This is a genomic window from Streptomyces sp. DS1-CR2 (genome assembly GCF_055760475.1).
This window is the reverse complement of the sequence record NZ_CM147085.1, coordinates 1068838-1081072: the sequence shown is the minus strand read 5'-3', so window position 1 is coordinate 1081072 and position 12235 is coordinate 1068838. Positions and strand designations below refer to the sequence as shown.

Genomic DNA, 12235 nt, shown 5'->3' with positions numbered 1-12235 from the left:
GCGTTCGCTGCGCGAGGAGGACCGGCCATGGAAGCCGCCGATGTGAACACCCCTGCCGACGACGGCTCACCAGGACGGGCGGGCTACCGGCGGTCGGCCGGGTCGCCGCGCGGTGAAGCCCGGCGGCGGGAACTCATCTGGGCGCGCGACGACCGCGTGATGCCGCTCGCCCACGGCCGGCGCCTCGCCGAGCTCCTCCCGCGCGGGCGGCTGGTCGAGATCGAGGACAGCTACACCCTCGTCCCCCTGGGCCAGCCGACTGAACTGGCTTCAGCTGTACGGGAGTTCACGCGCGTACCCGATCCGGAACCCCCGCCGGTGACTCCCGGCCCCGCCGGGCGGGCGCCAATCCGCTTGCCATGATCGGCGCGCGGACCCGAGGATGACGCCATGCCCGCCTTCACCGCACCCGACGGCACCCGGCTCGCCTACCACGTCGTGGGGGAGGGTGAGCCCTTGATCTGTCTGCCCGGCGGGCCCATGCGTGCCTCCGCCTACCTCGGCGACCTCGGCGGGCTTTCGAAGCGGCGCCGCCTTGTCCTGCTGGACCTGCGCGGCACCGGCGCCTCCGACGTCCCGGCGGACCCGTCCACGTACCGCTGCGACCGGCAGGTCGACGACGTCGAGGCGCTCCGCGTCCAACTCGGCCTGGAGAGCGTCGATCTGCTCGCGCACTCGGCAGCCGGAGACCTCGCGCTGCTCTACGCTGCCAGGTGTCCCGGGCGGGTCCGCACCCTCACCATGGTCACCGCCCGCGCACGCGCCCTCGGTGTCGACTTCACCACGGAGCAGCGGCTCGAAGCGGCGGACCTGCGCGCGGACGAACCCTGGTTCGCCTCCGCGCGCGACGCGTTCGGACGCGTCTGGGACGGCACCGCGACCGACGAGGACTTCGACGCGGCTGTCCCGTTCTTCTACGGGCGCTGGGACGCGGCCGCCGAGGCGCACGCCGCCTGCGAGGTCGACCAGACCAACGAGGAGGCGGCGGACGTCTACGCGTCCCCCGGATCCTTCGACCCCGCAGTGGCCCGCGCCGCCCTGACCGGGTGGGACGCGCGGGTCCTGGTCGTGGCGGGCGAGCGGGACGGCGGCCCGCTGCCCCGGGTCGCCGCCGCCGTCGCGGAGCTGTTCCCGCGCGCCCACCTGGTCGTCCAGGAAGGCGCGGGCCACTTCCCGTGGGTCGACGACCCCGATCGCTTCACGGAGACGGTGGCCTCGTTCCTGGGATAGCCGCCGCCGTGCGCGCCGCGCCTGCCGTGCCAGGATCGGATCCACGACGTATCGCTGGGCGACCGAGGCCGACGCTCCCGCCATGGCCGCGCTCTTCGCCGCCAACCACGGCGACGCCCTGACGGAACAGCAGCGGGACGACCAGGGCTTCGTACAAGGGGGTTTCGACCACGACGCTCCGCGCCATGGCCGCGGCCGGGACGTTGCTGGTGGCCGACGACGACGGGCAGGTGGTGGGTCTCCTCGCCCTCTCCGGCCTCGACGAACTGCCCGCGCCGCCGCCACCGGTCGTCGGCCTGCTCGCGGCGCAGTACTCGCTGCGCTGGGAGGACCGGCCGCTGAGTGAGGTGCGCTCGCTGCTCTACGGTCCCGTGGTCGTCGACGCGGCCTACCGGGGGCGCGGGGTGGCGCGTGGCCTGTTCACCATGGCCGTCGAGGCGGCCGCGGCGCGGGCCGACGCGGTGGTCGCGTTCATCGAGTCCACGAACCGGCCCTCCTGGCGCGTCCACGTGGACGGGTTCGGTATGCGGCCCCTGGGCGAGTACGTGGTGGACGGTCGCGTGTACAGCGCAGTCGCGGCGGCGGTGCGTGCGCCGGGTGGTGCCTGAGGGGGCCGGAGCGGGTTTATTACCGCCTGGTCTCAGACATCGGAGGTGTCGTGGCCAGGATCAACGGGACACCGTCGCACGGCAGCAGGCGCACCTCGTCGTGGTCCGTGCCCTGTGCCGGTCCGGCCAGTACCGCCGCGAGGTCGGGGCCCTTGGTGAGGGAGCCGACGAGGTGGCGGGGGTCCGTCGAGGCGGCGACGCGGCCGCGCGCGTTCACCAGGCGGGCGGGGCCCGGAAGGCGCTGGAGCAGCGGCATGACGACGGACTCGAAGCGCCGCAGGTAGACGTCGGCGGCGGCCACTCCCATGAAGCGGCCCCCGACCGTCACGGGCGCGGACAGCGTGAGGCTGTACTCGTCGGAGCAGAGGTAGTCGACGTAGGGGCCCGCGACGGCCCGCTGCCCGGTGTCGCGGGGCAGCGTGAACCAGTCCCAGTGGGTGTAGTCCGAGTACGCGGAGCGCTGCGGGTCCAGGTCGAGCAGCAGCCGCTGCACGGATCCGTCCGCGGTCCGCTGCCACCACTCGAGCCACGCGGGTACGTCGTCGAGGAGACCGGGCGCCGCGACGAAGCCGATCCCCGAGACCAGGTCGTAGCGGTCGAGCCGGGTGTGCAGTCCGGGGCGCAGCGCGGTCAGGTCGTCCGTGGCCGGGCGGCGGCCCTCGGCGGCGACGGAGGAGAGTAGCGCCTCGATGTCCGCGGCGGTGGCGCCGACGGCGTCGAAGACCCCTTCGAGCGCGTCGCGGACGCGGGCGGCCGCGTCGGCTGCCGACAGGTCGTCAAGCAGCGCCGATCCGGCGTGTGCGGGACGGGGATTGCTGCCCATCGGGGGCCTCCTTCGGGCGGGGACCGCTCGCGTCGCCGGCCGGGCCGAGGCGGAGTTCGATCAGGCGCGCCATGGAGGTCTGCACGCACTGTTCGGCCAGGGCTCTGGCGCGGTCGTCCGCCCCATCATGCACGGCCGAGATCACGGCGCGGTGACGGTCCGCGGCGTCCGCGAGGAGGTCGTCGTCGTGCAGCACCAGCCGCAGCAGCGCTCCGACTTCGGTCTGCAGAGCGACTTCTTCCCTGGTCAGACGGGCGGACTGGGCGGCGGCGGCCAGCTCGACATGGAAGCGACCGTAGATGCGGCTGCGGGCCCCCGAGTCCTTGGCGTCCATCAACTCTCCCAAAGACCTCTGCAGTTGCCGCAGATCGGCGGGCTCCGTGCGCCGGGCCGCGAGGCGGGCGGCGGCGCCGGAGACGGCGGCCCAGTGGTCGGCGAGATCGCGCAGTTCCTCCGTGCTCCAGTCGGCGAGGCGGGCGAGGAGCCGGTCTTCGGCGGGGCCGTCGGGGACGGTGACGAAGCTGCCGCCGCCGCGGCCCCTGCGGGTGGTGACCAGGCCGCGCTGCCGCAGCGCCATGAGGGCCTCGCGCAGGGTCACGGTGGAGACGCCGAGCTGGGCGGCGAGGTCGCTCTCGCCGGGCAGCTGCTCACCGTCGGCGAGCAGCCCGAGGTCGATGGCGTCACCGAGCCGCCGCACGACGGCGTCCACGCGGGCGAGCGTGTCGACGGGTGTGAAGACGGCTCTTCGGACGCCGGTTTTGTCTCGGTTCACGGTCACCACCTTGCCACTTGGCACAGCCTTTACCTTAGCGGGGCCTTGAAATTAGAACTATGGCTTCATATGTTTACGGCCAACTCCCGACAGCACCAGAAAGGTTCCCGCCCATGGAGGGAATGGCCATCCGGCTGCAGAGCCTGCGCAAGTCCTTCGGCAGGACGGAGGCCGTGGCCGGGGTCGACCTGGAGATCGCGGACGGCGAGTTCTTCTCGATGCTGGGGCCGTCCGGCTCGGGCAAGACCACGGTGCTCCGGATGATCGCGGGCTTCGAGGCCCCGACCGCAGGGACCATCGAGCTCGCGGGCGCCGACGTCACCCGCCGGGCCCCCTTCGAGCGTGACGTGCACACCGTGTTCCAGGACTACGCCCTGTTCCCGCACATGACCCTGGAGCAGAACGTCGCCTACAGCCTCAAGGTCCGCAAGGTGCCCAAGGCCGAGCGCCTCGCGCGGGCCAGGGAGGCTCTGGCGAGCGTGCGGCTCGAAGGCTTCGGCGGGCGCCGGCCCTCCCAGCTGTCCGGCGGCCAGCGTCAGCGCGTGGCCCTGGCTCGCGCCCTCGTCGGCCGCCCGAAGGTGCTGCTCCTCGACGAGCCGCTGGGCGCCCTCGACCTCAAGCTCCGCGAGCAGATGCAGGTCGAACTCAAGGCGATCCAACGGGAGATCGGCATCACGTTCGTCTTCGTGACGCACGACCAGGAGGAGGCGCTGACGATGAGCGACCGCATCGCGGTCTTCCACCAGGGCCGCGTCGAACAGGTCGGCACCCCGGCCCAGATATACGAGCGTCCCGCCACCCCCTTCGTCGCGGGCTTCGTCGGCACCTCGAATCTCCTGTCCGGCGACGCGGCGGAGCAGGTCGTCGGGGACCGGGCGACGTACAGCATCCGCCCGGAGAAGATCCACGTGCTCAAGGAGTCCGCCGCCGCCGAGCCGGAGCACGCCAGCGCGACCGGCACCGTCGCGGAGGTCGTCTATCTGGGCGACGCGACCCGCTTCCTCGTCGACCTCGATGCCGGGGGCCGCCTCACCGCCCTCCAGCAGAACCTCGAGACCTCTTCCGAGGACGTGGCCGCCCTGCGCGGCTCCCGGGTCAGACTCCAGTGGCACAGGCGGCACAACTTCCAGGTTCCTGACGCCAGTTGGCCGTCCGCCGGCCTCGCTCCTGGCAAGCACGTATCGCCGTAGACCTCGAACGACCGCTACCGCCTGCCCGACCGTCCCCTCACCTTGGAGATCCCCGTGCGACTGACCCGAACGTCCCGAGCGGTGGCCGCGCTCGGCGCCCTGCTCCTCGCCTCCGCCTGCGGTTCCCCGGACACCGCCGGATCCTCGCCCGGCGGCAGCGACTTCACCCCGCCGAAGCTCTCCGCGCAGAAGACCCTCGGCAAGACGGAGGGCCAGGTCAACCTGATCGCCTGGGCCGGTTACGCCGAGGACGGCTCGAACGACCCGAAGGTCGACTGGGTCACCGACTTCGAGAAGCGGACCGGCTGCCAGGTCAACACCAAGACCGCGGGCACGTCCGACGAGATGGTCAACCTGATGAAGACCGGCCAGTACGACGCGGTCTCCGCCTCCGGCGACGCGTCGCTGCGGCTGATCGCCTCGGGTGACGCGGCCCCCGTGAACACCAAACTGGTGCCCAACTACAAGGATGTCTTCGCCGGACTGAAGAACCAGCAGTGGAACTCGGTCAAGGGTGTCGCCTACGGCATCCCGCACGGCCGCGGCGCCAATCTCCTCATGTACAACACCAAGAAGGTCTCCCCGGCGCCCGACTCCTGGTCCGCGGTCTTCGACAAGGCCTCGGCCCACAAGGGGAAGGTCACCGCGTACGACTCGCCGATCTACCTCGCGGACGCCGCCCTGTATCTGATGAAGACCAAGCCGTCCCTCGGCATCAAGGACCCCTACGCCCTTGACCAGAAGCAGTTCGACGCGGCGGTCGCCCTGCTCAAGGCGCAGAACTCCAATGTCGGCGAGTACTGGAGCGACTACCTCAAGGAGGTCTCCGCCTTCAAGAGCGGCGATTCCGTCGTCGGCACCAGCTGGCAGGTGATCCTCAACACCGCCCAGGCGGAGAAGGTCCCCGTGAAGGGCGTCCTGCCCAAGGAGGGCGCCACCGGCTGGTCCGACACGTGGATGCTCTCCGCCAAGGCCAAGCACCCCAACTGCGCCTACAAGTGGATGGACTGGATCATCTCGCCCAAGGCCAACGCCCAGGTCGCCGAGTACTTCGGTGAGGCGCCGGCCAACGCGAAGGCGTGTGACCTGACGGCCGACAAGAACCACTGCGCCAGCTACCACGCGGCCGACGAGGCCTACTGGAAGAACGTCCACTTCTGGACCACGCCCATCGCCCAGTGCATCGACGGCCGCACGGACACCAAGTGCGTCCCGTATGCCAAGTGGGTCCAGGCCTGGACCGAGATCAAGGGCTAGGACCTGCCGCCGATGACCGACACCGCGCCTGCCGCCGGACCCGTCCGGCGGCTCGCCGGGGCCCTGTACCGCCGCCCCCGGCTACAGCTGTCCCTGCTGCTCTCCGCACCACTGGCCTGGCTCGTCCTGGCTTATCTCGGCTCGCTCACCGTCCTGTTCCTGTCCGCGTTCTGGACCACGGACTCCTTCACCTCGAACGTCGTGAAGATCTGGAACACGGACAATTTCACCGCCCTGTTCACCACCGACGTCTACCGGCAGGTCGCCCTGCGCAGCGTCGGCGTCGCCCTCGCGGTCACCGCGCTGTGCGTGCTCATCGCGTTCCCGATCGCGTTCTACACGGCTCGCATCGCGAACCCCCGGTGGCGGCCGCTCCTCGTCGTCGCCATCCTCACCCCGCTGTGGGCCAGCTACCTCGTCAAGGCGTACGCCTGGCGGCTCATCCTCGCTCAAGGCGGCCTCCTTGACTGGGTGTTGGGGCCGCTCGGCCTCAAGGGGCCCGGCTACGGCCTCACCGCCACTGTCCTCGTCCTGACCTATCTGTGGCTGCCGTACATGATCCTTCCGATCCACGCCGGACTCGAACAGCTCCCGGACAGCCTCCTCGACGCCTCCGCCGACCTCGGCGCCCGCACGGGCCGCACCTTCCGCTCGGTGGTCCTGCCGATGATCCTGCCGTCCGTCGCGGCCGGCTCGGTCTTCACGTTCTCGCTCAGCCTCGGCGACTACATCGCCGTGCAGATCGTCGGCGGCAAGACGCAGCTGATCGGCAACCTCATCTACTCCAACATCACCCTCGACCTGCCGCTCGCCGCCGCGCTCGGCACCGTGCCCGTGGTGATCATCGTGCTGTACCTGCTCGCGGTACGCCGCACCGGAGCCCTCAGCAGCCTGTGACGCCCCGAGCCTGCCGGTTCGTCTGAAGCCCCTGATGTCCCGGGCCGCCGCCCGCCCTCGCCGACCCTCCGTATCACGCACAGCGAAGGTCCCTCCGTTGAATCTCTCCCGCCCCGCGCGCATCACCCTGCGTATCGCCGCCGCGCTCGGCTTCGCGGTGATCTACGTGCCGCTGCTCCTGGTCCTCGTCAACTCCCTCAACCCGGACCGCAGTTCGGGCTGGCCGCCGCCTGGGCTCACCTTCGACTGGTGGGCCGACGCCTGGCACAGCTCCGGCGCCCGCGACGCGCTCTGGACGTCGGTCAAGGCGGGGCTCGGCGCGACCGTCATCGCCCTCGTCCTCGGCACGCTCATCGCCTTCGCGTGCCAGCGCTACAAGTTCTTCGGACGTGACGCCATCTCCTTCGTCGTCGTCCTGCCGATCGCGCTGCCCGGCATCGTCACCGGCGTCGCGCTCAACACCGCCTTCCGCACGGTCCTCGAACCGCTCGGCGTGGGCCTCGGCCTGTTCACCGTCATCGTCGGGCACGCCACGTTCTGCATCGTGGTGGTCTTCAACAACGTCATCGCCCGGCTGCGGCGCATGCCGGGGGCGTACGAAGAGGCCGCCATGGACCTCGGGGCGCACACCTTCCGCACGTATCTCGACATCACGTTCCCGCTGGTGCGCTCCGCGCTGGTGGCGGGCGGGCTGCTCGCCTTCGCCCTCTCCTTCGACGAGATCGTCGTGACGACCTTCACCGCCGGACCCGGCATCCAGACACTGCCCGTCTGGATCTTCTCGAACATGGCGCGCCCGCAGCAGGCCCCCGTCGTCAACGTCGTCGCCGCCGTCCTCGTCCTGCTGTCCGTCATCCCGATCTACCTCGCCCAGCGTCTGTCCTCGGACACCGCGTCCGGGAGCCGGATCTGACCCGGGCATCGCGGGCACCCGTTGCCCGCTCGGGAAGGCGCATCGTCCGGCCGTGGTGTTCGATTGCGGTGTGAGGTACAACAAGCCGCTGGACGATCCGCTCGCCGCGCTCCTGGACCGCGTCCGCATCCGGCTGCGCGACCTCACCGACGGCGAGCCGGCCTCGTACATCCCGGAGCTGAGCAGGGCCGACCCCGACCTGTTCGGACTGAGCCTGTGCGCGCTCGACGGGCAGGTCTACAGCTGCGGCGACAGTGAGGTGCCGTTCACCGTCCAGTCCGTGTCCAAGCCCTTCGTCTTCGCGCTCGCACTCGCGGACCAGGGCCTGGAGGACGTCCTGGCGCGCGTGGGCGCCGAGCCGAGCGGTGAGGGGTTCAGCTCGATCCGCCTCGAACCCGGCACCGGACGCCCGCCCAACCCGATGGTCAACGCCGGTGCCATCGTGACCAGTTCACTGGTCGCGGGAGCGAACCCCGACGAGCGCTTCGCCCGCATCCTGGCCGGACTGGGAGCCTTCGCGGGCCGGGATCTGACCGTCGACGAAGCGGTCTTCGCCTCCGAGCGCTCCACCGGCGACCGCAATCGCGCCCTCGCCTACCTCATGCACAACGCGGGATCGCTGACCGGCGACGTAGAAGAGCAGCTCGCGGTCTACTTCCGACAGTGCTCCGTGCTCGTGACCTGCGACGACCTCGCCGTGATGCACGCGACGCTGGCCGGCGGCGGCACGAATCCGCTCACCGGCGAACGGGTCGTCGCCTCCCGCCATGCCCAGCACGTGCTCGCCGTCATGGCCACCTGCGGGATGTACGACGCCTCGGGGCAGTGGATGCTGCGCGTGGGCCTGCCGGCGAAGAGCGGCGTCTCGGGCGGGATCGGCGTGGCGCTGCCCGGCCAGTTCGGCATCGGAGTGTTCAGCCCGCCCCTCGACGAGAAGGGCAACAGCGTCCGCGCCATCGCCGCCTGCCACCTCCTGTCGGAGCAGTTCGGGCTGCACCTCATGCGCCCCACCGGCAGCAGCGGCCGCCCCCTGCCGCCCCGCTCCCTCGACCCGGGCCCGCTGCGCTCGCTGCGCCACCGCCCCCGCGACCAGCGCGCCGCACTCGACGAACGACCCGACCGCATCCGGGTCCACGTCCTCCAGGGCGACCTGGACTTCGCCACCGCCGAACAGACCCTGCGCGCGGCCCGCGACCTCCCGAAGGCCGCGCGCTGGTTTGTTCTGGACCTCGCCCGGGTCGGCCGCATCGAACCCGTCGCGGCCGACCTCCTGCGCGCCCTCGGCCACGACCTGCGCGAACGCGGGATCCGCATGGTGATCGCCGACCCGTCGGCCCGACCCGTGACGCACACCAAGGACGAGTTCGCCGACCTCGGCCGCGCCATCGAATCCTGCGAGGACGAACTCCTGACCGGCCTCGGACTCGACCCCTCCGCGCCTGTTCCCCTGACGGACAGCGACCTGTTCGGGAGGGCCGGTGAGCAGGCCGCGCAGGCCGTCCTCGACTGCTTCGGCACCCTGTCCCTGTCCGCGGGCCAGACCGTCGAGCCACCCCGCGCGGAGCCCGTGGTCCTCTGGTACGTGGAGTCGGGGCGCCTGGCCGTGTGCGCCCACAGCTCACGGCCCACACCCGCGGGCCGCACCTGGTCCGCCGGGCCGGGCGCGGCCCTCACCCCTGCCGACTTCCACGCCCGCCTCGGCGAGCGCGTCATGGCGGAGGAGGACTCGGTGTGCCGCACCCTGACGGCGGCGGGACTGGTGCGGCTGCGCACGGCCGTGCCCGCGGCGGCCGCCTTCCTGGAGCGCAGCCCGCTCGACGGGGCGGAGACGGTGGACCGGCCCGAGGGCGGCTGAAGCGCGCCAAGTCGCGGCAATCGTCAGGGAGTTGAACGGCGGAGCGCCCGAAGCCGCCCCGCCGTCCGGTCAGCTGTCGGCCGTCGTGCCGGAGGGCAACTCGCCGGACTTGTCGACGACGGCGCGGCGCAGGATCGCGTTCGTACCCGCCAGCTTCATGCCCTTGCCGTCCTTGTCCAGATACGAGCGTGAGCCGAGGTAGGTGAGGCTCTCGCTGTCGAAGATCCACTCGCTGCGGGTTGCGGAGCTGGCGTCCTGGCGGGCGATGCCGACCCCGTGGCGCCCCGCGGCGTCGACCGCGTCGGGAATCCGCTTGACCCCGGGGATCCGCGCGACGGCCTTGTAGAGCGCCGCGGCGTTCTTCGGCGGCATCACCGTCTCGTCGAGGAGGGATCCGATCTTCTCGAAGACGGCCTGGTCCCTGGACTCGCGGCCCGAGGCCCGGGTCCCGGCGTAGAGCTCGTCGAGGAGCTGGTCGGGATCGGTCGGCAGCGAGGCCAGCCAGGCAGACGTCGGACGGTCGAGGCCGGGGGCCAGCGCGTCCGCCGATTCGACGGGGAGCCGCTGTCCCGACATCGGGACGCCCTTGCCGGTTTCCTCGATGGTGCCGAGGGTCTTCACCGGCTTGGACGTCTGCGCCATCCAGACCTCGCGCCGGTGCGGGGCGCCGAGTTCGACGGGCCCGGCGAACGTGCCCTCGTTGGACCGGACTGTGCTGCGCACGTACACGTACTGGCCGTCCTTGACCGGTGTGGCGTCCGTCCTGAGCGAGGCGTCGGCGATCTGGTTCAGCAGGACGGTGGCTCCGCTGTCGGCCACGGGTGCGTGGGCTGCGGGAGCCGCGCCGTGGTCGTCGCCGACGAAGGTCAGGGTGGCGGCCAGCGCGCCGGTCAGAGCGAGCGCCGCTACGGGCACGGCCACCGCGGGGCGCAGGAAGAGTCGGCGGGCGATGGCGCTTTCCTGGTGACGCGGCCCAGTGGCGGGTGCGACGCTCTCGTGGTGGCGGTCGATCTGCTGCATCAGGACGTCCTTGTGGTGGCGGTGTCGCCCCCGCGGCAGATCCCATTCGGGCGCCTCGGGCAGAAGCCGGGACACCTCGTGGGCCTCCTTGCGGTCACTCCCAAAGGAGTGTGCTGCGTTCATCGGGCTTCCTCCCGCAGGGGCAGGGCCGCGAACGCGGCCTCACTCGATACCTCTCCGCGACCGGGGCGCGGTTCCGGCTTTTCCTGCTGACTGAGCTGCCGCAGTCTGGCGCGCGCCCGGGACAGCCGCGACCGCACCGTGCCCACGGGGACGCCCAACGCGTCCGCCGCCTGCGCGTAGTCGAGTCCGGCCCAGACGCACAGGGCGATCACGTCCCGCTCGGGGCGCCGCAACCTGGCCAACGAGCCGTGGATACGGGCGAGTTGGCGGGCGTCGTCGATACGGCCCGCCGTCTCCTCCGCGAAGTCGTCCACGTCGGGTGCGGCGGGCTGGCGGGCCAGGAAGGCCAGCCGGCGCCGCACACCGCGCCGGGCGTTGTGCGCCTTGTTGGTCGCGATGCCGTAGAGCCAGGGCCCGAGCGGTGCGTCGGCATCGGCGCCGGGATCGAGACGCTCCCGGGTCGCCCACGCGGTGAGGAACGTGTCGGACATGATCTCTTCGGCGAGCGACCAGTCGCCGGTCAGGCGCAGAGCGTGGTTGTAGATCGCCCGCGCATACTCCTCATACAGGTCGGCGAACGCCTCGCGGTCCCCTGCCCGGATCCGTGCACGCATCCGCACTCCTTCTCATCGCGCTTCACGTCCGGTACCTCTCCGCACCGCGGTAGGCGTTCCGGTGATCTGCACCACAGAAGGGTAACTTGTCGTGGACGCATCAATGGGCCGTCCGATGCGGCGCTCGGTGCTGACGGTGATGGGTGCGGCCGCGCTCGCGGCGGGGACGGCTACGGCTGATGCGCGTAAGGCTGCCGCAACAGCCACCGCCGGCAGGCAAAGAGTCGCCGCGCGCCCGAGCGGCCGGGTTCGGTTGACAGCTGCCCGCACCGACTGGGCGGGCAGCTGTCGGCACGACTCGGCTGCATCTGGCCGACCATTCGCGCGAGTATCCGTGGACCTCGCCCGAGGCGGCGGTGCTGTACAAGCAGCGGGTCGCTCAGCAGCTTCACGCGTTCCCTGGACACCGTGGATCTGCCGCCCACGCACGCGTACAGGGGTGCTGCCGGAGAGGTGACCGGCCACTGACGGTCAGGAGTGCTGGTCGCCGGACTGCTCGGCGCGCTGCGCGTTCCGCTCCTTGATACGGACGGCTTCCTTGCGGACCGCGGCCTGGGTTTCACGCTCCTGCTGGAGCCACTCGGGGCTCTCGGTCTTCAGCGCCTCGATCTGCTCGGTGGTGAGCGCCTCGGTGATCCCGCCCCGGGCGAGACCGGAGATGGAGATGCCGAGCTTGGACGCGACGACGGGCCGGGGGTGCGGGCCGTTGCGGCGCAGCTCCTGGAGCCACTCCGGCGGATCGGCCTGCAGCGCGTTGAGCTCGCTGCGCGAGACGACACCCTCCTGGAACTCGGCGGGGGTGGCCTCGAGGTACACACCCAGCTTCTTCGCCGCGGTCGCGGGCTTCATGGTCTGGGTGGTCTGGTGCGACGTCATGGTGCCAAGGGTATCGACTGTGTGCGATACCTCCGACCACGACCGGTAACCTGGCGG

General features: G+C 71.4%; 13 protein-coding genes. 8 read left to right on the top strand and 5 right to left on the bottom strand.

Going from position 1 to position 12235, the window contains the following annotated elements:
* Positions 1-27 precede the first annotated feature (27 nt).
* From ACY0PA_RS05390 to ACY0PA_RS05380, 3 genes are all read left to right on the top strand, one after another.
* Complete coding sequence (locus ACY0PA_RS05390; RefSeq protein WP_473083583.1) at positions 28-363, top strand: alpha/beta fold hydrolase; 336 nt, start codon at positions 28-30, stop codon at positions 361-363.
* A gap of 27 nt (positions 364-390) precedes the next feature.
* A complete protein-coding gene (locus ACY0PA_RS05385; protein ID WP_473083582.1) occupies positions 391-1230 on the top strand; it encodes an alpha/beta fold hydrolase in 840 nt (279 codons plus the stop codon).
* A gap of 185 nt (positions 1231-1415) precedes the next feature.
* Positions 1416-1838 carry a GNAT family N-acetyltransferase gene (locus ACY0PA_RS05380; protein WP_473083581.1) on the top strand — a complete coding sequence of 141 codons (423 nt, stop codon included), beginning with the start codon at positions 1416-1418 and terminating at the stop codon, positions 1836-1838.
* A gap of 19 nt (positions 1839-1857) precedes the next feature.
* On the opposite strand, the gene ACY0PA_RS05375 is transcribed toward ACY0PA_RS05380, so the two are convergent.
* Positions 1858-2661, bottom strand: coding sequence for a cache domain-containing protein (locus tag ACY0PA_RS05375; protein WP_473083580.1), 804 nt, complete (start codon positions 2659-2661; stop codon positions 1858-1860).
* Positions 2615-3433 (bottom strand): FadR/GntR family transcriptional regulator, encoded by an 819-nt coding sequence (locus ACY0PA_RS05370; protein WP_473083579.1) that lies wholly within the window; start codon positions 3431-3433, stop codon positions 2615-2617. Before ACY0PA_RS05370 ends, ACY0PA_RS05375 begins: the two co-directional genes overlap by 47 nt.
* A gap of 113 nt (positions 3434-3546) precedes the next feature.
* Here ACY0PA_RS05370 and ACY0PA_RS05365 point away from each other — a divergent pair, with 113 nt between their 5' ends.
* The 5 genes from ACY0PA_RS05365 (at position 3547) to glsA (ending at position 9545) form a co-directional block, all read left to right on the top strand.
* Positions 3547-4623 (top strand): ABC transporter ATP-binding protein, encoded by a 1077-nt coding sequence (locus ACY0PA_RS05365; RefSeq protein ID WP_473083578.1) that lies wholly within the window; start codon positions 3547-3549, stop codon positions 4621-4623.
* A gap of 54 nt (positions 4624-4677) precedes the next feature.
* On the top strand, positions 4678-5880 hold the full coding sequence (locus ACY0PA_RS05360; protein ID WP_473083577.1) for an ABC transporter substrate-binding protein: 1203 nt from the start codon (positions 4678-4680) through the stop codon (positions 5878-5880).
* 12 nt (positions 5881-5892) lie between these two features.
* Complete coding sequence (locus tag ACY0PA_RS05355) at positions 5893-6777, top strand: ABC transporter permease (RefSeq protein WP_473083576.1); 885 nt, start codon at positions 5893-5895, stop codon at positions 6775-6777.
* 97 nt (positions 6778-6874) lie between these two features.
* The gene (locus ACY0PA_RS05350) at positions 6875-7690 is read left to right on the top strand and encodes an ABC transporter permease (protein ID WP_473083575.1); all 816 of its coding nucleotides are present in this window, start codon (positions 6875-6877) and stop codon (positions 7688-7690) included.
* 70 nt (positions 7691-7760) lie between these two features.
* Positions 7761-9545, top strand: coding sequence for a glutaminase A (glsA, locus tag ACY0PA_RS05345; RefSeq protein WP_473083574.1), 1785 nt, complete (start codon positions 7761-7763; stop codon positions 9543-9545).
* Positions 9546-9614: 69 nt separating this feature from the next.
* Here glsA and ACY0PA_RS05340 read toward each other — a convergent pair whose 3' ends face one another.
* The 3 genes from ACY0PA_RS05340 to ACY0PA_RS05330 form a co-directional block, all read right to left on the bottom strand.
* Positions 9615-10688 (bottom strand): CU044_5270 family protein, encoded by a 1074-nt coding sequence (locus ACY0PA_RS05340; RefSeq protein WP_473083573.1) that lies wholly within the window; start codon positions 10686-10688, stop codon positions 9615-9617.
* A complete protein-coding gene (locus tag ACY0PA_RS05335) occupies positions 10685-11302 on the bottom strand; it encodes an RNA polymerase sigma factor (protein WP_473083572.1) in 618 nt (205 codons plus the stop codon). Before ACY0PA_RS05335 ends, ACY0PA_RS05340 begins: the two co-directional genes overlap by 4 nt.
* A gap of 471 nt (positions 11303-11773) precedes the next feature.
* On the bottom strand, positions 11774-12178 hold the full coding sequence (locus tag ACY0PA_RS05330) for a DUF5997 family protein (RefSeq protein WP_356275146.1): 405 nt from the start codon (positions 12176-12178) through the stop codon (positions 11774-11776).
* Positions 12179-12235: the final 57 nt, after the last annotated feature.

What these genes read in the sequence shown, in the direction of transcription:
- ACY0PA_RS05355 (WP_473083576.1), top strand. Translation starts at nt 5,893, where the DNA reads ATGACCGACACCGCGCCTGCCGCCGGACCCGTCCGGCGGCTCGCCGGG.
- ACY0PA_RS05365 (WP_473083578.1), top strand. Translation starts at nt 3,547, where the DNA reads ATGGAGGGAATGGCCATCCGGCTGCAGAGCCTGCGCAAGTCCTTCGGC.
- ACY0PA_RS05340 (WP_473083573.1), bottom strand. Translation starts at nt 10,688, where the DNA reads ATGAACGCAGCACACTCCTTTGGGAGTGACCGCAAGGAGGCCCACGAG.
- ACY0PA_RS05375 (WP_473083580.1), bottom strand. Translation starts at nt 2,661, where the DNA reads ATGGGCAGCAATCCCCGTCCCGCACACGCCGGATCGGCGCTGCTTGAC.
- ACY0PA_RS05330 (WP_356275146.1), bottom strand. Translation starts at nt 12,178, where the DNA reads ATGACGTCGCACCAGACCACCCAGACCATGAAGCCCGCGACCGCGGCG.
- ACY0PA_RS05335 (WP_473083572.1), bottom strand. Translation starts at nt 11,302, where the DNA reads ATGCGTGCACGGATCCGGGCAGGGGACCGCGAGGCGTTCGCCGACCTG.
- ACY0PA_RS05385 (WP_473083582.1), top strand. Translation starts at nt 391, where the DNA reads ATGCCCGCCTTCACCGCACCCGACGGCACCCGGCTCGCCTACCACGTC.
- ACY0PA_RS05390 (WP_473083583.1), top strand. Translation starts at nt 28, where the DNA reads ATGGAAGCCGCCGATGTGAACACCCCTGCCGACGACGGCTCACCAGGA.
- ACY0PA_RS05380 (WP_473083581.1), top strand. Translation starts at nt 1,416, where the DNA reads ATGGCCGCGGCCGGGACGTTGCTGGTGGCCGACGACGACGGGCAGGTG.